This window comes from Thiemannella venezuelensis (genome assembly GCF_014203605.1).
In the GTDB taxonomy this organism is placed as follows: domain Bacteria; phylum Actinomycetota; class Actinomycetes; order Streptosporangiales; family Streptosporangiaceae; genus Planomonospora_A; species Planomonospora_A venezuelensis.
In genome coordinates, this window is sequence record NZ_JACHJJ010000020.1 from 37740 (window position 1) to 54986 (window position 17247).

At 72.2% G+C, this 17247-nt stretch carries 19 protein-coding genes; 7 read left to right on the forward strand and 12 right to left on the reverse strand.

Going from position 1 to position 17247, the window contains the following annotated elements; genetic code table 11:
- Positions 1 to 20: 20 nt before the first annotated feature.
- Together FHS22_RS25760 and FHS22_RS25765 are read right to left on the reverse strand one after the other, a co-directional pair.
- Positions 21 to 998 carry a GNAT family N-acetyltransferase gene (locus FHS22_RS25760; protein ID WP_184945652.1) on the reverse strand — a complete coding sequence of 326 codons (978 nt, stop codon included), beginning with the start codon at positions 996 to 998 and terminating at the stop codon, positions 21 to 23.
- Between the two features lie 187 nt (positions 999 to 1185).
- On the reverse strand, positions 1186 to 2832 hold the full coding sequence (locus tag FHS22_RS25765) for an MDR family MFS transporter (protein ID WP_338047945.1): 1647 nt from the start codon (positions 2830 to 2832) through the stop codon (positions 1186 to 1188).
- 116 nt (positions 2833 to 2948) lie between these two features.
- On the opposite strand from FHS22_RS25765, the gene FHS22_RS25770 reads away from it, so the two are divergent.
- From FHS22_RS25770 to FHS22_RS25780, 3 genes are read left to right on the forward strand one after another with little or no spacing between them, the layout of a single operon-like run.
- Positions 2949 to 3500: a TetR/AcrR family transcriptional regulator gene (locus FHS22_RS25770; RefSeq protein WP_184945654.1), complete on the forward strand. Its 552-nt coding sequence runs from the start codon at positions 2949 to 2951 to the stop codon at positions 3498 to 3500.
- On the forward strand, positions 3497 to 3808 hold the full coding sequence (locus FHS22_RS25775) for a DUF4031 domain-containing protein (RefSeq protein WP_184945655.1): 312 nt from the start codon (positions 3497 to 3499) through the stop codon (positions 3806 to 3808). Before FHS22_RS25770 ends, FHS22_RS25775 begins: the two co-directional genes overlap by 4 nt.
- A 24-nt stretch (positions 3809 to 3832) precedes the next feature.
- Complete coding sequence (locus FHS22_RS25780) at positions 3833 to 4282, forward strand: ATP-binding protein (protein WP_184945657.1); 450 nt, start codon at positions 3833 to 3835, stop codon at positions 4280 to 4282.
- Here FHS22_RS25780 and FHS22_RS25785 read toward each other — a convergent pair.
- The 3 genes from FHS22_RS25785 to FHS22_RS25795 form a co-directional block, all read right to left on the reverse strand.
- Entirely contained in the window at positions 4247 to 5683 is a 1437-nt protein-coding gene (locus tag FHS22_RS25785) for a WS/DGAT/MGAT family O-acyltransferase (RefSeq protein ID WP_184945659.1), read from the reverse strand. The genes FHS22_RS25780 and FHS22_RS25785 overlap by 36 nt on opposite strands.
- 3 nt (positions 5684 to 5686) lie before the next feature.
- A complete protein-coding gene (locus FHS22_RS25790; protein WP_184945661.1) occupies positions 5687 to 5842 on the reverse strand; it encodes a hypothetical protein in 156 nt (51 codons plus the stop codon).
- 176 nt (positions 5843 to 6018) lie between these two features.
- Positions 6019 to 6867, reverse strand: coding sequence for an SDR family NAD(P)-dependent oxidoreductase (locus FHS22_RS25795; RefSeq protein WP_184945663.1), 849 nt, complete (start codon positions 6865 to 6867; stop codon positions 6019 to 6021).
- A gap of 75 nt (positions 6868 to 6942) precedes the next feature.
- Between FHS22_RS25795 and FHS22_RS25800 the strand changes: the two genes are divergently transcribed.
- Entirely contained in the window at positions 6943 to 7578 is a 636-nt protein-coding gene (locus FHS22_RS25800) for a TetR/AcrR family transcriptional regulator (protein ID WP_184945664.1), read from the forward strand.
- A 90-nt stretch (positions 7579 to 7668) separates the two neighbouring features.
- Here the strand turns inward: FHS22_RS25800 and FHS22_RS25805 are convergent, their stop codons facing one another.
- Positions 7669 to 8574, reverse strand: coding sequence for a helix-turn-helix domain-containing protein (locus tag FHS22_RS25805; protein WP_184945666.1), 906 nt, complete (start codon positions 8572 to 8574; stop codon positions 7669 to 7671).
- 101 nt (positions 8575 to 8675) lie between these two features.
- Positions 8676 to 8927 (reverse strand): DUF397 domain-containing protein, encoded by a 252-nt coding sequence (locus FHS22_RS25810; protein ID WP_184945668.1) that lies wholly within the window; start codon positions 8925 to 8927, stop codon positions 8676 to 8678.
- A 305-nt stretch (positions 8928 to 9232) separates the two neighbouring features.
- On the opposite strand from FHS22_RS25810, the gene FHS22_RS25815 reads away from it, so the two are divergent.
- Positions 9233 to 10054, forward strand: coding sequence for an SAM-dependent methyltransferase (locus FHS22_RS25815; protein ID WP_184945670.1), 822 nt, complete (start codon positions 9233 to 9235; stop codon positions 10052 to 10054).
- 39 nt (positions 10055 to 10093) lie between these two features.
- Here FHS22_RS25815 and FHS22_RS25820 read toward each other — a convergent pair whose 3' ends face one another.
- The gene (locus FHS22_RS25820; RefSeq protein ID WP_184945672.1) at positions 10094 to 10729 is read right to left on the reverse strand and encodes a hypothetical protein; all 636 of its coding nucleotides are present in this window, start codon (positions 10727 to 10729) and stop codon (positions 10094 to 10096) included.
- 17 nt (positions 10730 to 10746) lie between these two features.
- On the opposite strand from FHS22_RS25820, the gene FHS22_RS25825 reads away from it, so the two are divergent.
- Positions 10747 to 10956 carry a hypothetical protein gene (locus tag FHS22_RS25825; RefSeq protein WP_184945674.1) on the forward strand — a complete coding sequence of 70 codons (210 nt, stop codon included), beginning with the start codon at positions 10747 to 10749 and terminating at the stop codon, positions 10954 to 10956.
- Between the two features lie 32 nt (positions 10957 to 10988).
- On the opposite strand, the gene FHS22_RS25830 is transcribed toward FHS22_RS25825, so the two are convergent.
- The 3 genes from FHS22_RS25830 to FHS22_RS25840 all read right to left on the reverse strand — a co-directional run bounded on the left by FHS22_RS25830 (position 10989) and on the right by FHS22_RS25840 (position 14044).
- Positions 10989 to 11942 carry a cation diffusion facilitator family transporter gene (locus FHS22_RS25830; protein WP_184945676.1) on the reverse strand — a complete coding sequence of 318 codons (954 nt, stop codon included), beginning with the start codon at positions 11940 to 11942 and terminating at the stop codon, positions 10989 to 10991.
- A gap of 54 nt (positions 11943 to 11996) precedes the next feature.
- The gene (locus FHS22_RS25835) at positions 11997 to 12332 is read right to left on the reverse strand and encodes an ArsR/SmtB family transcription factor (RefSeq protein WP_184945678.1); all 336 of its coding nucleotides are present in this window, start codon (positions 12330 to 12332) and stop codon (positions 11997 to 11999) included.
- Between the two features lie 89 nt (positions 12333 to 12421).
- Entirely contained in the window at positions 12422 to 14044 is a 1623-nt protein-coding gene (locus FHS22_RS25840) for a methyl-accepting chemotaxis protein (protein WP_221474118.1), read from the reverse strand.
- 213 nt (positions 14045 to 14257) lie between these two features.
- Between FHS22_RS25840 and pgm the strand changes: the two genes are divergently transcribed.
- A complete protein-coding gene (gene pgm, locus FHS22_RS25845) occupies positions 14258 to 15895 on the forward strand; it encodes a phosphoglucomutase (alpha-D-glucose-1,6-bisphosphate-dependent) (RefSeq protein ID WP_184945679.1) in 1638 nt (545 codons plus the stop codon).
- Between the two features lie 59 nt (positions 15896 to 15954).
- Here the strand turns inward: pgm and FHS22_RS25850 are convergent, their stop codons facing one another.
- Positions 15955 to 17112 carry an anhydro-N-acetylmuramic acid kinase gene (locus tag FHS22_RS25850; protein WP_184945681.1) on the reverse strand — a complete coding sequence of 386 codons (1158 nt, stop codon included), beginning with the start codon at positions 17110 to 17112 and terminating at the stop codon, positions 15955 to 15957.
- Positions 17113 to 17247 lie beyond the last annotated feature (135 nt).

The following is a 17247-nucleotide window of genomic DNA, read 5'->3' on the forward strand; positions in this document are numbered from 1 at the left end:
GCCGGAGGCGGCCGGGCGGGTCAGACCGTGCGGCGCCAGACGTCGATGGCCAGCACCTGGCGCATGCCCACCGACAGGTACAGGTCCAGCGCGGGGGTGCTGTTGTTGGCGTCGACGTGCAGGTACGTGCCGGCCCGGCCGCGCCGGGCGTCGGCGGCGAACGCCGTACGGAGCATGAACCGGCCCAGGCCCCGGCCGCGGAAGGCGGGCAGGACGGCGAGCTGGCGGACGTAGCCGCAGTTCTCGTCGCCGGCGAACATGTTGCTGCCGAGCAGCATGGCGGCGGGCTCGCCGTCGGCGCAGGCGACGACCAGCTGGGCCCAGTCGGTGCTGCTGGAGGCGTCGAGGTCGGAGAACCACTCGTCGAAGCCCTTGGGGGTGAACCCGAAGTGCTCGGCGAAACCGGCCTGCTGGACGGCGTGCCCCTGGCGGCGCACCTCCTCGGTGAGGCCGTTGCGGAGGGTGACGCCGGCGGGGGCGGTGGGGTCGGTGACCGGTGCCTCGTGGTCGACGAGGAGGCGGATGAAGCTGGTGGCGGGGGCGAAGCCGCGGGCGGCGGCGACGGCGCGCTTGCCGCTGTCCTCCCGGTAGAGGCCGATGTCCAGGACGGCGTGGTCGTGGCCGAGGGCGGTGGTGATCTGGGCGGCGCGTTCGGTGACGGCGTCCCAGAGGCGGCCGGTGAGGGCCTGGGCGTCGGGGTGCACGACCACGTCGATGTCGACGTTGTCGCTGTCGCCCTTGCGGCGGGCCCATGCCCAGGCGACCAGTCGGCCGTCGGCGTCGTGGACGAGCCAGCCGTCCTCGCCGGCGTCGAAGGCGGGGTCGTTGAGCTCGTCGATGACGTCGTCCAGGGTCATGTCCGCCTTGCCGATCACCTGCGTGTCGCAGAGGGAGATCAGCTCGTGGATGGCCTTGGCGTCTTCCGCCGAGGGACGCCGGGTGGAGTACCCGGCGGCCGCTGCGGTGCTTACTGCGGTGTCGGCTGCGGTGCTGTTCATGGCTTCAGCGTGTCCTGGCCGACTTGGGACCGGCTGGGTCGCGACTTGGGGACCGGCTGGGTCGCGGCCTGGGGACCGGTTGCGCGGGGCCCGCGGGGGCCCCGGCCCCGCGGCCTCCGCCGTGCGCGGCCTGCGGCCTGGGGCCGGTCGCAGGCCGTTCCGGCGTGTGCCGGGGAGCGTGCGGCGGCTAGTCGAGGGCGGCCGGGACGGCGGGCGCGGCCTCGTTCCCCCGCCTGCTCCCCGGCTCGCCGGCCTCATCGGGGTCCTCGCCGGGGCCCTGGTCGCCTCCCCGGTCACCGGGCTGCTCGGGGCCGCCGCGCAGCGGGATCTCCTTGACGAAGGCGGCCAGCAGCGGGACGAGGACGGCGAACGGGATGGCCCACCAGAAGATGCTGGAGATGGAGACGGCCAGCGATTCCAGGAAGCCGTGGATGGGGACGGGGAGATTCTTCAGGGCGCCGGGCTGGAACTGGCCGCCGCCGGAGGCGAGCTTCTCCCCTGTCGCGCCGAACTTCTCGGTCAGGCTGTCGGTGAACTGGTTGTTGAAGACGGCGCCGAACAAGGAGACGCCGAACGAGCCGCCGATGGAGCGGAAGAAGGTGGAGGAGCTGCTGGCGACGCCGAGGTCCTTCTGCTCCACGCTGTTCTGGGCGATCAGCATGGTGGTCTGCATGAGGAAGCCCATGCCGAAGCCGAGGACGGCGATGAACACGCCGGTCTGCCACAGGGGGGTGTCGATGTCCATCAGCGACAGCAGCCACATGCCGACCGCCATGCCGATGCCGCCGATGATCGGATAGATCTTGTACTTGCCGGTCACGGTGATGGCGCGGCCGACGAAGAGGGAGACCACCATGGCGGCGGCCATCATCGGCAGCATGAGCAGGCCGGAGTTGGTGGCCGAGGCGCCCTGGACGAGCTGCTGGAAGAGCGGGAGGAAGTTGATCGCGCCGAACATGGCGAAGCCGAGCAGGAAGCCGATCAGTGAGATCAGCGCGAAGTTGCGGTTGCGGAACAGGCCGAGCGGCATGATCGGCTCTGCGGCGCGGCGCTCGACGGGGACGAAGAGGGCGAGGGTGACCACGGCGAGGGCGGCCAGGCCGAGGATCTGCGGGGAGCCCCAGGTGTACTCGTTCCCGCCCCAGGTGGTGATGAGGACCAGGGCGGTGATGCCGACGGAGAGCAGGGCGGCGCCGAGCCAGTCGATGCGGTGCTCGGTGCGGAGCTTGGGCAGCTTCAGCTTGGCGGCGAGCAGTGCCAGGGCGAGGAAACCGACGGGCAGGTTCACGTAGAAGGCCCAGCGCCAGTCGAGGTGGTCGGTGATGAAGCCGCCGACGAGCGGGCCGGCGATCATCGCCAGCGACATGACGCCGGCCATGATGCCCTGGTACTGGCCGCGTTCGCGGGGCGGGACCAGGTCGCCGATGATGGCCATGGCGTTGACCATGAGGCCGCCGGCGCCCAGTCCCTGGAGGGCGCGGAAGGCGATGAGCTGGGTCATGCCGCCGTCGGCGCCGCCGAGCAGGTCGGAGCCGGCCATGCCGCAGAGCGCTGAGCCGATCATGAAGATGACGATGGAGACGAGGAAGATGGTCTTCCTGCCGTACAGGTCGCCGATCTTGCCCCAGATGGGGGTGGAGACGGTGGTGCCGAGCACGTAGGCGGTCACCACCCAGGAGAGGTGGGTGACGCCGTTGAGTTCGGCGACGATGCGGGGCATCGCGGTGCTGACGACCATGTTGTCGAGCATGGCCAGGACCATCGCGAGCATCAGGCCCGGTAGGACCACCATGACCTCGCGCCGCCGTACCGGCCTGGCTGCGGTCTCCGCCACTTCGGCTCCCCCATCAAGGATCTTGCTTACTTGCCGACCGGCAAGTTTCGGATATGCTCGGAATGTAGGCGGCCTACTTACCGGCCGTCAAGTCAGATTTCGCCGCGAAGGACACCATGAGGGACCAAGCCGACACCCGCACCCGGATCCAGGAGGTCGCCCTGAAGCTCTTCGTCGAGCAGGGCTACGAGGCCACCTCGCTCCGCGAGATAGCCGAGGCGCTCGGCGTGACCAAGGCCGCCCTCTACTACCACTTCAAGACGAAGGACGACATCGTCACCAGCCTGGCGGAGAACCGGCTGCACGCGATCGAGGAGCTCGCCGCCTGGGCCGGCGGGCAGCCGCGCTCCGACGAGACCCGCCGCGAGCTGATCCGCCGCTACGCCGACGAGCTGTACCAGGAGCGCCACCACGAGATCATGCGGTTCTTCGAGCGCAACCAGACCGCGCTCAAGCACCACCCGGTGATGGAGAAGACCCGCGAGCGGATGCTCGACCTGATCACCTCCCTGATGGAGCCCGGCGACCCGCCCGCCACCCGGCTGAGGAACTCCATGGCCCTGTTCGCCATGCACGCGTCCTGGTTCCTGCTCAAGGACGACGCGCTGACCGACGACGAGCGCAAGGCCGCCGCCCTGGAGGTCGCACTGGAGCTCCTGCGCCGGTGAGCGTGCTCATCGACCCGCCGAACTGGCCGGGCCCGCGCGGCCTGCTCTGGTCCCACCTGGTCAGCGACGTCTCGGTGGAGGAGCTGCACGCCTTCGCCGCGGCGCTGGGCGTGCCGGCCAGGGCCTTCGACCGGGACCACTACGACGTGCCCGAGAGCGTCTACGAGCGGGCGCTCGCCCTGGGCGCCGAGGCCGTGTCCTCGCGCGAACTGGTCGCCCGGCTCACCGCCGCAGGCTTACGCAGGCGTAAAACTCGCCCCCCAATCGTCGCATTTCCGAATACGGAGGGTTCCTCGGGGCAGTTCTAGGGGCCAGCCGTGAAGGAGGGGACTGTGGAGGCCACGATCGCGTTGCGCCTGCCGCGTGACGCCGCGAGTGTTCCGGTCATCAGGCAGATGCTGGACTCGTCACTGGACGCCCTGGGCGTGCAGCGGCAGATCCGCGAGGACATCCAGCTCATGCTCTCCGAGGCGTGTTCCAACGTGATCAAACACGCTGCCGCCAGCGACGACTACATGGTGCGCACCGAGCTCTGCCATGACCGCTGCATCATCAAGGTGGTGGACGCCGGACAGGGGTTCGACTTCACCGGCACCCACCAGGCCCCCCCGAGCGCCGAGTCCGGCCGGGGCCTGCAGATCATGGAAGCGCTGGCGGACAAGATCCGTTTCGACAGGCGGGAGGAGAAGGGCTCCATCGTCTGCCTGGAGAAGGAACTGCGCTTCGAGGCGGACGCGCCCGGGGAGTCACTGCTGCTCAACGATGAGCTTGAGTTCCGTTAGGGCGTCCCGCAGGCCGTCGGCGAGCGCCCACACGTCGGGCACCATCTCCCGGCAGGCGACCACGCCGACGTCCAGGGAGCCGTCGTAGGAGAAGACGGTGATGTTGACGCCGCCGCTGGCGTCGGTGATCACCGAGACGGGGTGGTAGGACAGCAGCCGCGCGCCGCAGACGTAGAGGGGGATCTGCGGTCCGGGGACGTTGGAGATCACCAGGTTGATCGGGCCCGGGGTCTCGGCGGCCAGGGCGAAGGCCGCACGGGCCGCCAGGCCCGTCAGTGCGGCCGGCATCAGGTCGCTGACCTGCTGCAGCCAGCGGGCGGGCGCGAGCGACGAGCGGTCCTTGATCCTCTTCATGGCGTCCCGTACGGCGTGCAGCCGCTCCACCGGGTCGGCGATCTGCGTGGCCAGCGTGGTGATCATTATGGTCACCTGGTTGCCGCCGCCCTGGTCACCCGGCGTGCGCAGCGAGAACGGGACTCCGGCGACGAGCGGCCGGCCCGGCAGTGCGTCGTGCTTGAGCAGCCACTGCCGCAGCGCCCCGGCGCAGACGGTCATCACGACGTCGTTCACCGTGACCCCGAAGGCGTTCTTGACCTGCTTGACGTCGGCCAGCGGCAGTGCGGTGAAGGCGAACCTGCGGTGGCCGGTGACCTTTCCGCTGAAGGGGGTGCGCGGCGGGACGAGCCGGGGCAGCGCGGGAACCTCGGTCCCCCCGGTCAGCCGGTGGGCCAGGCCGCGGGTCAGGCGGGAGACCAGCCCGGCGCCGGGGACCTGGGAGACCACCGGGATCTCGTCCAGGTGCGGGACCGCCCCGGCCAGGAACCTGACCGTGTTGACCGGGTTGGCGACGGCCCTGGCCACTCCCCTGGCGAGCATCTCCCGCGTGCCGATCCGCTCCTCCTGGCCGGCGGCGGGCCGGTGCGGGAGTTCCGAGGGCTCCGGAGAGGCGTCCAGAAGCGCGGCGAGCACGTCGGCGCCGGTGATGCCGTCGACCGCGGCGTGGTGGACCTTGGTGTAGAGGGCCATGCGGTCGCCCTCGAGGCCGTGGATCAGGTACATCTCCCAGAGCGGGCGGCGCCGGTCCAGGCGGCGGGCGTGCACCCGGGCCACCTGCTCGCCCAGTTGCTCGTCGCTGCCCGGGGCGGGCAGGGCGAGCTCGCGCACGTGGTAGTCGAGGTCGATCCGGGACTCCTCGGCCCAGTAGGGGCGGTCGATGCCGAGCGGGACCGCGACCAGCCGCTGCCGGAGCGGCGCCGCCGCGTGGAGCCGGCGGGCCAGCAGGGAGAGCAGGTCTCCCCGGGTCAGCCCGCCGTCCAGGATCGCCAGCCCGGCGATGTTCGCGACGTTGGTCGAGGTCTCGAAGTTCAGGAACTGCGCGTCCACCGCGCTGAGCTGCCGCATCGCCTACCTCCAGCGGACCTGTCCGTCATCCCGTTCCCGTCCGGTGACCAGGGCCATCACCACCAGGACGAGGATGGCGATCACGGAGATGGCGAGGACCGCCAGCCCGGCGAGCCCGAGCACGACCACGATGGTGAAGATCTCTCCGATCAACCGCACCGCAGAACTTTGCCCGGATTATCCCCTCGCTATACCACCTCGCGGCGAGCGGCAGGGAGTTCTCACCGCCGGGTGCCGTCACGGGCGCGGGCGTCCGCCCCTCCGCGGGCGGCCGGTCACCGCTCCGTGGCCGGATGACCCGCGCGGCCGGATGACCCGCGCGGCCGCCGCCCGGATCACCCCCGCCCGGACTCTCCGAGCATGGACGACAGGGCCGCGTGCAGCCGGGCCGCGCTCCCGGGGTCGAACCCGGGGCGGTCGAGATCCACCGGCCTGCCCTGGAAGAACCCGCTGAGCGGGGCGGCGGGAGGGGCGTCCAGGAGCGCGGCGACCGGAGGGACGGCCCGGTCCACGGACCGGGCGAACACCGCGGCCGCGGCCCTGGTGAGGGCGCGCATGGGCTGCCTGAGCGACTGCGTCATCCCGGTCGCGACGAATCCCGGGTTGTACAGGACGTAGCGGGTCCGGCCCTCCGCATGCCGCTCCGCGAACGAGACGCCGAGCAGGTCGTTCGCCCGGGCTCCCTGCATGGTCACCCGGGTCGCCCGGTACGGCACCCGCTCGTGCTGCAGGTCGTCCCAGCGCATCGCCCCCGCCCTGATCCCGCCCACCCCGCACAGGCTGAGGATCACCGGGGTCCCCGCGGCGCGCTCCAGGGACCCGAGCAGCCCTTCGGCGAGCAGGTGACGGCTGAGGACGTAGAGGGCGAAGGTCTGCTCGAACCCCTCGCCCGTCCGGATCCGGACGGGGTTGTAGCGGTAGGCGCCCAGGACGAGGGCGTCGACGGCCGGGTGCCTTCCGGCGATCTCGGCGGCCACGGCCCGCGACCGGGCGACCGAGCCGAGGTCGGCCCGGACGAACTCGGCCCGTTCTCCGGCGCCGAGCCGTCCGGCCTCCTGCAGGAGACGGGCGCCCTTGGCCGGGTCGCTGCCCAGGGCGACGACCCGCTCCCCTCCGCGCAGGTAGCGCAGGGCCAGTCCCCGGCCGATGCCGTCGGTGCCTCCCGTGATGACGATCGTTCGCACTCGCCCTCCATAAGTTGAGACTCACCTCAATTTAATGGGAAGTTGAGGCCTGCCTCAAGTCGCTAGGCTGAAGGCATGGCGAAACCGCTGCGCAAGGACGCCCAGCGCAACCGCGACCTGCTCGTCGCGGCCGCCCGGGAGCTCTTCGCCGAGCGCGGGCTCGACGTCCCGCTGGAGGAGATCGCCCGGTGCGCGGGAGTGAGCATCGGCACGCTCTACAACCGCTTCCCGGGCAGAGGAGAGCTGGTCGGCGCCGTGTTCGCCGACCGCGTGGCGGCCACGCGCGCGCTCGCCGAGGAGGCTCTGGCCATGCCGGGCGCCTGGGACGGCCTGGTCCACCTCCTGGAGGGGGTGTGCGCGCTGCAGGCCGCCGATCTCGGCTACAACGCCCTGGCCTCCGGGCGCGGCCCCTCCTCCGCCGTGAGCGGGGAGATCCTGGCGGAGGGCCGCGACCTCATGCGGCGGATCGTCACGAGGGCGCAGGAGAGCGGCGAGCTGCGCCCCGACGTCACACTGGAGGACATGGTCTTCGTGATCTGGGGCCACGCCCGCACCGTCGAGGCCACCGCGGAGATCGCGCCCCGCCTCTGGCGCCGCCACCTGGCCCTTCTCCTGGACGGATTCCGGGCCCCCGCGCCCGGCCCGCTTCCCGAGCCTCCGCTCACCCCCGAGCAGGCGCGGCGGGCGATGTCCCCGCACCGCCCGCCGTGAGACCCGGTTCCCGGTACGGCCTGCGCCCCCCTCCGGCCCGGCGCGGCCGCCCCGCCGCGCCCGGCCCGCCTCCGCGCAGCCGGGTCCCGGTCACAGCTCGCCGCGGATGCGGATGAGGATCTCCCTGGTCTCCGAGGCCGGCTCGGCCTCGATGCACAGCCGTTCCATCACCTCGAGATAGCGGTCCACGTCGGCGGGCTTGTCCAGGTAGACCGCGCTGGTGAGCTGCTCCAGGTAGACGATGTCGGGCAGGTCGGGCTGGGCGAAGCGCAGGACGCTGAAGGGGCCGCCGGCCGCGGCGTGTCCGCCGATGCTGAACGGCGCGATCTGGACGGTCACGTTGGGCAGGTCGAGCGCGCGGAGGATGTGGTCGATCTGGCCGCGCATCACCTCGGCTCCGCCGAGCGGGCGGCGCAGCACCGCCTCGTCCAGCACCGCCCACAGATGGGGGGCCTCGGGGGCGCGCAGGAGCTCCTGGCGGGCCATGCGCAGGTCCACCCTCCGCCGGATCTCCTCCTCCGGGGCGTCGGGGAAGCCGAGCAGGACCACGGCCCGCGCGTAGTCCTCGCTCTGCAGCAGGCCGGGGACGAACTGGACCTCGTAGTTGCGGATGACGGTGGCGGCCGACTCCAGGCCGACGTAGGTCTCGAACCAGTTCGGCAGGACGTCGCCGTAGTCGTGCCACCAGCCGGGCTGGTTGGCCTGCCCGACGAGCGCCAGCAGCGCCTCGCGGTCGTCCTCGTCCGCCACGCCGTACAGGGTGAGGAGGTCCGCCACGTCCCGCACCCGGAAGCCCACCCGGCCGTGCTCCATCCGGCTGATCTTGGAGTGGGAGCCGCGGATCGCCCGGCCCGCCTGGTCGAGGGTGATGTGCCGCTGCTCGCGGAGCCGGCGGAGCTGGGTGCCGAGCATGATCCTCAGCACCGTGGAACTGCCCTGGGGCGGGGCCATCGGGATGGGTCCGGCCGGCTCTCCGTGAGCGGGGGATGCGGTCATCTGCAGGTCCTTCGTGCGGGAAATGTGAACCTCTGCTCACGTATTGTGCCCGTGCAACCCTTTACGGTACTCCGGTCGCACCATATCGGCCATATAGAACTTTATTCTTCAACTACTCCGGCGATAAGCTCGTCGAAATCGCCGTTCTTCACGCCGAGGACGAAGGCCTCGAACTCACCCCGGGCGTAGACCAGCGCCGGCCCCGCGGGGTCGCGGGAGTTCCGTACGGCGACCGCCCCGCCGGGCAGGGCCGCCATCTCCACGCAGTTCCCACTGGGGTTGCTGAAGCGGCTCTTGCGCCAGACGACCGCACCGAGCAGGGTCGCCGGCATGCCGTTCCGAACCTGGTCCATTCCCACCCCTCGGATCGCCGGACAGAAAGCGGGGCCACCGGAGCCTCAGGTGGATGCACGTGCATCCGTACTTGCATACGGGACATCCTCGCACGGCAGGGACCACATAGATCGCCTACGTCATGAAATGCCTTCAAGGACCGACCGCCGGCTCCTACGAGAACACTCTCCGGTCACAGTCTCGCTTTACTCTCATCTCGGCCGGTCCGATGCGATCCGGAAGAATCACCTACCGAAATACTCCTCCAAGTACGACGAAAGCGGATAATCTCCTTAGGACTTGGAGCCGCCGGACGGAGAACGCGATGGCACCGCCGAGACCGGAACGGGCGAAGTTCGACACCACGGTCCCGAGCGAGGGGCGGATCGCCGACTACTTCCTCGGCGGCAAGGACAACTTCGCCGCCGACCGCGCGGCCGCCGAGCAGGTGCTGGCCATCGCCCCCGAACTGCCCGCGCTGGCGCGCGAGGGGCGCCGCTTCCTCGGCCGGGCGGTCCGCTTCCTCGCCGCGGACGCCGGCATCCGGCAGTTCGTCGACATCGGCTGCGGTCTGCCCACCCAGGGCAACGTGCACGAGATCGCCCAGTCCGCCGCCCCCGGCGCGCGGGTGGTCTACGTCGACAACGACCCCATGGTCGCGACCCACGGGCAGGCGCTCCTGCAGGACGACCGGCTGACGACGGTGGTGGAGGCCGACGCGCTGGACCCCGCACGGATGCTCACCCACCCCCGGCTCACCGCGATGATCGACCTGGGCCGGCCGGTGGCGATCCTGCTCTTCTCCCTCCTGCACAACTTCCCCGACGACGACCTGGTCACGCAGATGATCAAGCATCTGCAGAAGGCCGTGGCGCCCGGCAGTTACCTGGCCTTCTCCCACGCCGTCTCCGACCTGCGCCCGGAGACGACGGCGCGATTGGCCGCCGTCTACCAGGCCCAGGGATCGATCATGGGCCCGCCGCGCGGCAACCTGCGCACCAAGGCCCAGGTCGAGCGGCTCTTCGAGGGGCTCGAGTTCGTCGACCCCGGCGTCGCCTACATCCCCGAGTGGCGCCCCGACGGGGCCGTGCTCCACCGGCCCGGCTCGGTGTGGGTGGTCGGCGGGGTCGGGCGCACGACCCGCTGAACGGCGGCGTCCCGGGACGCCGCCGGCCCGCCCGGGCATTCAATCGATCTTGACGGTGATCTCCCCGCCGAGCCGGAAGCCCTCGCGCAGTTCGAGGTCGTCCCCGCTCCAGAACCGGCCCGGGTCGTACCAGTTCGGCCTGCGCCCGCCGGGCAGCAGCCCCATCGCCTCGTAGGTGACGGCCACCACCTCGGCGCAGTAGGCGCTCTCCAGCGCGCTCTCCTGCCCGCCCCGCTTCAGCAGCCGCGGCAGCCTCCCGCGCATCCAGCGCCCCGCGAGCCGCGCCGTGGACGGGAACGGCGTGCCGTCCAGACGGGCGACCGTGCGCAGGACGGCCTCCTCCATCTCGGCGGTGGCCTGCGGCTCCAGCTGGCGCAGCCAGCCGCGCTGGCCGTACCGGTCGGCCCAGACGCGCACGGCGTCGCGCAGGTCGTGCAGCTGGACGCCGCGCTGGTGGGTCCCCGACCAGAGGTCGGGCAGCGAGCGGCCGAGCTCAGCGTGCCACATCAGAGGGGGCATGTCCTCGATGACGACGGACATCCCCACGTGGTTGACCGGGCTGTTGGTCATGGTCTGGATGGCCCGGTCCGGCACCGAGCGCCCCCGGAACAGCCACACGTCGCCGGTTCGCGTCAGGTTCAGCGCCTCGTCCAGGCCGATGCTCGCAGCGGGCATTCCCCTACTCTAGAGACATGCGCTGGTGGAAGGTACTCGGCCTGGCGGGCGTCGCGGGCGTCGCGGCGACCGGAGTGGTGATCGCACGGGCGGAACGGCGCCGCCGCGCCTACACCCCCGAGGAGATCCGGGAGCGGCTCCGCGCCCGGCTGGAGGAGTCCTCGCAGCGGGAAGGCGGGGGCCGGGACGCGGCGGGCGGCGCGGAGGCGGGACGCCCTCCGGCCTGAGACCGGGGACCCGAGGCACGGCGCCGGAGCGCTCAGGCGTGGGCGGGCTGCTCGTGCTCGACGTGGGCGGGGGGTTCGAGCTGGAAGGTGGAGTGCTGCAGGTCGAAGTGGCCGCTCAGGCACTCCTGCAGGGCGTCGAGCATCTGCGGGGCGTGGCCGTCGGCGAAGCACTCCTCCTCGACCACGACGTGCGCCGTCAGCACCGCCATGCCCGAGGTGAGGGTCCAGGCGTGCAGGTCGTGCACCGCGCGTACGTGCGGTACGCCCATGATGTGCGAGCGGACCTCGTCCAGGTCGATGTGGGCGGGGGCCGCCTCCAGCAGCACGCTGACGGCCGAGTGCAGCAGCTTCAGCGCCCGGGGCACGATGAGCAGGCCGATCAGCACGGCCACGATGGAGTCGGCGCGGGTGAAGCCGGTGAGCTGCGCGACCAGGGCGGCGGCGATGACGCCGAGGGAGGTCAGCGCGTCGGTGGCCACCTCCAGGAAGGCGCCCCGCATGTTGAGGCTCTCGCCCTGCACGCGCACCAGCAGCAGCATCGAGACGAGGTTCCCCGCCAGGCCGATCACACCGAACACGAGCATGGATCCGGCGGCGACCTGCGGCGGGTCGGCGAGCGTGAGCCTGCTGACCGCCTCGTACAGGACGTAGGCGCCCAGGCCGAACAGGACGGCGGCGTTGACCGCGGCGGCCAGGATCTCGGCACGGGCCAGGCCGAAGGTCCACCTGCCGGTGGCCGGGCGGGCGGCGAGCGTGATGGCGACGAGGGCCAGCGCGATGCCCGCGGTGTCGGTGAGCATGTGGCCGGCGTCGGCCAGCAGCGCGACGCTGCCCGTGAGCAGCGCGCCCGCCAGTTGCACGAGCATGACGCCGCCGCTGATGGCCAGCACCCAGGCCAGCCGCCCTCGGTGGCGGCCGGCACCGGTGAGGTGGCCGTGTCCGTGGCCGTGGCTTCCGCCATGACCGTGTGCGTGGTTGGCGCCCACAGCGGTTCCTCCTTACGCGGATCGGGAACGGGAGACTCCGGGCCGTACCGGCCGTCAGTTGCAGTTCTCTCCTGCGGCGCGCACGCAGGCCCGGTCGGTCTCCACCGCCGCCACCGCGGCGCGCAGGTCGTCCAGGGCGTGCCCGAGCCGGGCGTCGGCCAGCTCGTAGCGGGTGCGCCGGCCGACCGGCACCGCGACGACCAGGCCGCAGTCGCGCAGGCAGGCCAGGTGGTTGGAGAGCCGGGTCCGGGAGATGCCCAGCGACTCGGCCAGGTCGGACGGGTGGGCCGGGGCCTCGCGCAGCGCGAGCAGCAGCCGGCAGCGGATCGGGTCGGCGAGCGCGCGGCCGAAGCGCGCCAGCACCTCGATCTCGGAGGCGATCATCAGCATGCCCCCACAGTACACATAATCCTGAATTCAGGAAATCCTGTATAGAAGGAGCGGCTTCCGGTGCGGCGGTGAGGGACCCCGGGCGGGTGTCAGTACCGGAAGGAAGAGGCGATCTCCTGCAGCGCGTCGGACATCGCGGCCAGCTCCGCCGAGGCCTGACGGGTGGCCTGGGCCTCTCCGGTCGTGGCGGCGGCCGTCTCCGCGACGTCGGTGATCGCGGTGGCGATCCGCTCGGAACCGCCGGCCAGCTCGGTGACGCTGCGGTTGATCTCCTTGCTGGTGGCCGACTGCTCCTCGACCGCGGCGGCGATCGTCGACTGGATCTCCGACACCCGCTCGACGATCGCGGAGATCTCCGCGATGGCCTCGGTCGCCCGCGCGGTCTCGTCCTGGATCGAAGCGATCTTGGAGATGATGTCCCCGGAGGCGCGGGCCGTCTCCTGGGCCAGGTCCTTGACCTCACCCGCGACGACCGCGAAGCCCTTGCCCATGTCGCCCGCCCGCGCCGCCTCGATGGTGGCGTTGAGGGCCAGCAGGTTGGTCTGCTCGGCGATCGAGGTGATCGTCTTGATGATCTGCCCGATCTCCGCGCTCGCCTCGCTGAGGTGCCCGACCGTCTCCGAGGTCGCCCGGGCGCTCGTCACGGCCTCGCCGGCCACGCTCGCCGCCACGCTGGTGCTGCGGGCGATCTCATCGATCGCGGCGTTCATCTCCTCGGCGGCCGCCGCGAGGGTGCCGACGTTCACCGACACCTCCCTGGCCGACTGCGACACCTCCGCCGCCTGCCCGCTGGTGCCGACCGCCTGGGTGTCCAGCCGCTGCGACAGCGAGGCGAGCTGCCTGCCGGAGGCGGTCAGGGAGCCGGCGCGCTCACCGACCCCGGTCAGCGCCTCGCGCATCGCGGCGGTCGTCCGGTTCAGCGCCCGCGCCATCTCCGCCATCTCGTCGCCGCCGTCCTCGGGAAGGCTTCCCGACAGGTCACGCCGGGCCAGGGTGCGCAGCCCCTCGGCCACCTGCTGCGCGGGGCGCACCACGCTCGCGGTGATGAGCATGGTCAGCACCACGGCGACGAGCAGCGCCAGCGCCACACCCGCCAGCATCATCGTGCGCGAGTCCGCCGCGACGTTCTCCGCCTCCCTCTGGGCCGCGTCCGAGCGGACCTTCACCGAGTCGATGAGCTTGCCCGTCGCCTCCAGGATCTTGTAGTAGGCGTTGTAGCCCTCACCCACGATGAGGGCGTTGCCCGCCTTGGTCCCGGCGTCGCCGTCCTTCCTGAACAGGGCCACGACCTGGGCGTCGTAGTCGAGGAAGACGCGGAACTGCCCGGTGATCTCGTCGAACAGCTCCTGCTCGCCCGGCGACAGGTACTCCGTGTGCACCCCGGACAGGTCCTTCTCCAGCGCGGCGGCCGAGTCCAGGAACCCCTTGCGGTTGGGCGAGTCGTCCGCGGTCGCGGCCGTGCCTCCGATGAACGGCACGTCCCAGGCGTAGGCGACCTGCCACCCGCTGACGTCCGCGTCGCGGAACTTCAGCTCCATGACCTCGCGGGTGAGCGTCTGCATCTGGCCCACCCGCTCGGTGACCCGCCGTTGCGTGTCGGACTGGTGCACGCCTACGGCCGCCATACCGGCCAGCATCGCGAACATGATCCCGAAAGCGGTGAGCAGCCGGGTGCGGAGGCGGACCCCGCGGAGCAGGGCGATCATCGTCATGCCTTTCGTTTCGAGCGGACATCCCTCCCATCGGACGCCGGGACGCGAGGTTGAGGACACCGAATCTCCCTCTGCTCCCGTCACCCGCCCGGCCGGAGCTCCGGCCGCCCCGTGGACCGGGCCGGAGGTCCCGTCGACCGGAACCGGCGCACCCGTCGAAACCCCGGGAAGACGGGTATGTAGCTTTCCCTGGGACGACGTGAGGAGATCTTGATGACACACGAGCGCGCCGGGCAGCCCGCCGGCCCGGACGACCTGGTGGACGTGGCCCGGCTGGTGACCGCCTACTACGCGCTGCACCCCGACCCCGCGGAGGCCGGGCAGCGGGTGGCGTTCGGCACTTCCGGGCACCGAGGCTCGTCGCTGAACGCCGCCTTCAACGAGGACCACATCACCGCCACCAGCCAGGCCATCGTGGAGTACCGCGCGGCACGCGGCGTCGACGGCCCGCTGTTCCTCGGCGCGGACACGCACGCGCTGTCCGAGCCCGCCCGGGTCTCGGCACTGGAGGTCTTCGCGGCCAACGGGGTGACGGTCATGATCGACTCCCGGGACGGGTACACCCCGACCCCCGCGGTCTCGCACGCCATCCTCACCCACAACCGGGACCGTACGGCCGGGCTCGCCGACGGCGTGGTCGTCACCCCCTCGCACAACCCCCCGGGCGACGGCGGTTTCAAGTACAACCCGCCGGACGGCGGCCCGGCGGGCACCGAGGCCACCTCCTGGATCCAGGACCGGGCCAACGCGCTGATCGCGGACGGCCTGAAGGAGGTCAGGCGCGTCCCGTACGCCAGGGCGCTGGCCGCCGGGACGACCGTCCGCCACGACTTCCTCGGCGCCTACGTGGACGACCTGCCCTCGGTGGTCGATCTCGACGCGATCCGCGCGGCGGGAGTGCGGATCGGCGCCGACCCGCTGGGCGGGGCGAGCGTGGCCTACTGGGGCGAGATCGCCGAGCGGCACCGGCTCGACCTGACGGTGGTCAACCCGCTGACCGACCCGACGTGGCGCTTCATGACCCTCGACTGGGACGGGAAGATCCGCATGGACTGCTCCTCCCCCCACGCCATGGCCTCGCTGATCGCCGACCGCGACGCCTTCGCCGTCTCCACCGGCAACGACGCCGACGCCGACCGGCACGGCATCGTCACCCCCGACGGCGGGCTGATGAACCCCAACCACTACCTGGCGGTGGCGATCTCCTATCTCTACTCCCACCGGCCGGGCTGGCCCGCCGGGGCGGGGGTCGGCAAGACCCTGGTGAGCAGCGGCATGATCGACCGGGTCGCCGCCGACCTGGGCAGGCGCCTGGTGGAGGTGCCCGTCGGGTTCAAGTGGTTCGTGCCGGGGCTGCTGGACGGCTCGCTCGGCTTCGGCGGGGAGGAGAGCGCGGGCGCGTCGTTCCTGCGCCGGGACGGCTCGGCGTGGACCACCGACAAGGACGGCCTGATCCTGGCCCTGCTCGCCGCGGAGATCGTCGCGACCACCGGCCGCTCGCCCAGCGGGCACTACGCCGACCTGGTCTCCCGGTTCGGCGCCCCGGCCTACGCGCGGGTCGACGCCCCGGCCACCCGGGAGGAGAAGGCGGTGCTCGCCCGGCTCTCGGCCGAGCAGGTCACCGCCGGCACCCTGGCCGGGGAGCCGGTCACGCAGGTGCTCACCGCCGCGCCCGGCAACGGCGCGGCCCTCGGCGGGGTGAAGGTGTGCACCGAGAGCGCCTGGTTCGCCGCCCGCCCCTCCGGCACCGAGGACGTCTACAAGATCTACGCCGAGTCGTTCAAGGGCCCCGGCCACCTGGCCGAGGTGCAGCAGGCGGCCAGGGAGCTGGTCTCGGCGTCACTCGGCTGAGGCGGGAGCGGGAGCCCGCCGGGCCGTACGGCTTCGCGCCCCGGGCGGGCCGTACGGCTTCACGCCCCGGGCGCGCGCGGGACGAGGCGGAGCCGGGCCGGAGCCCGGCGGGCGGGCTCCGGCAGGCGCAGCGGCCCGCGGCCGGGGGTGACGGCGCCCAGCACGCGCGCTCCCGCGGCGCCCGTGCATCCGGGCACCGTCGCGGGCAGCCCGTGCGCGGTCAGCCAGCCGAGGAAGGAGAAGGCGACCGCCTCTTTGGCGTCGGACGGCACGCCGAGCCCGTCGCTCGGGACGAGGCGCGCCGTCCCGGCCCGCTCGCGCAGCATGCCCATGACGACCGGGTTGCGGGTCCCGCCGCCCGAGACGACGACCGTGTCCAGGCGGTGCCGGCGGATCTGCGCGCCGGCGGTCTCGGCGGTCAGCGCGGCCAGCGTCGCCAGCAGGTCCGCCGGGCCGAGGCCGTACGGCGCGGCGAACCGGTCCAGGTAGCCGAGGTGGAACAGCTCCCTGCCGGTGCTCTTGGGCGCCGGGCGGCGGTAGTAGGGCTCGGCGAGCAGCTCCGCCAGCAGCGGCTCGCAGACCTTCCCGGCCGCGGCGAGGCGGCCGTCCTCGTCGTACGGCCTGCCGGTGGCGGCCAGCACCGCCGCGTCCATCAGCGCGGAGGCGGGCCCGGTGTCGTAGGCGAGGGCGGACCCGCCGCTCCCGCGCACGGTCAGGTTGGCGATCCCGCCGAGGTTGAGCGCCCCGGTCCGGCCCGGGAGCCCGGCCAGCAGGAGCAGGTCGAAGGCGGCGACCAGCGGCGCGCCCTGCCCGCCCGCGCTCACGTCCCGCGCGCGCAGGTCGGAGACGACCGGCACGCCGAGCCGCTCCGCGATCCAGGCGGCCTGGCCGAGCTGGAGGGTGCCGCGCGTGCGGCCGTCCTCCACCCAGTGGAAGAGCGTCTGCCCGTGCGAGCAGACGAGGTCGGCGGCCGGGCACCGCGCCGCCGCGGCGGCGAACGCCCGGCCGATCAGCGTGTCCAGGCGGCAGACCTCTTCCATGTCCGTCCGGTTCGGCGGCAGCGCGGCGGCGACGGCCGCGCGGAGTCCCGGATCGTACGGCGTCACGCCGGTGTGCTCGACGACGCCCGTGAGCACGTCTCCGGAGGCCGACCAGTCCACGACCGCGCTGTCGATCCCGTCGTGGGACGTCCCCGACATCAGCCCGAGCACCCGCACACCGACTCCTTGCAACGATTTTTCATATCGATATAACTTCAGGAAGAATATCTTCCATCATGTCGGCCGTGTCCCGGGCCGGGGACCTCGGCGCCGGACCCCGGGCGGTGGGCCGGCGGGAACATCGCACGGGAA

Excerpts from the sequence above, each read along its gene's own strand:
- FHS22_RS25820 (WP_184945672.1), bottom strand. The coding sequence starts at position 10,729 with ATGCCCGCTGCGAGCATCGGCCTGGACGAGGCGCTGAACCTGACGCGA.
- FHS22_RS25785 (WP_184945659.1), bottom strand. The coding sequence starts at position 5,683 with ATGCGGCAGCTCAGCGCGGTGGACGCGCAGTTCCTGAACTTCGAGACC.
- FHS22_RS25840 (WP_221474118.1), bottom strand. The coding sequence starts at position 14,044 with ATGACGATGATCGCCCTGCTCCGCGGGGTCCGCCTCCGCACCCGGCTG.
- pgm (WP_184945679.1), top strand. The coding sequence starts at position 14,258 with ATGACACACGAGCGCGCCGGGCAGCCCGCCGGCCCGGACGACCTGGTG.
- FHS22_RS25800 (WP_184945664.1), top strand. The coding sequence starts at position 6,943 with ATGGCGAAACCGCTGCGCAAGGACGCCCAGCGCAACCGCGACCTGCTC.
- FHS22_RS25770 (WP_184945654.1), top strand. The coding sequence starts at position 2,949 with ATGAGGGACCAAGCCGACACCCGCACCCGGATCCAGGAGGTCGCCCTG.
- FHS22_RS25815 (WP_184945670.1), top strand. The coding sequence starts at position 9,233 with ATGGCACCGCCGAGACCGGAACGGGCGAAGTTCGACACCACGGTCCCG.
- FHS22_RS25805 (WP_184945666.1), bottom strand. The coding sequence starts at position 8,574 with ATGACCGCATCCCCCGCTCACGGAGAGCCGGCCGGACCCATCCCGATG.
- FHS22_RS25760 (WP_184945652.1), bottom strand. The coding sequence starts at position 998 with ATGAACAGCACCGCAGCCGACACCGCAGTAAGCACCGCAGCGGCCGCC.
- FHS22_RS25835 (WP_184945678.1), bottom strand. The coding sequence starts at position 12,332 with ATGCTGATGATCGCCTCCGAGATCGAGGTGCTGGCGCGCTTCGGCCGC.
- FHS22_RS25825 (WP_184945674.1), top strand. The coding sequence starts at position 10,747 with ATGCGCTGGTGGAAGGTACTCGGCCTGGCGGGCGTCGCGGGCGTCGCG.
- FHS22_RS25810 (WP_184945668.1), bottom strand. The coding sequence starts at position 8,927 with ATGGACCAGGTTCGGAACGGCATGCCGGCGACCCTGCTCGGTGCGGTC.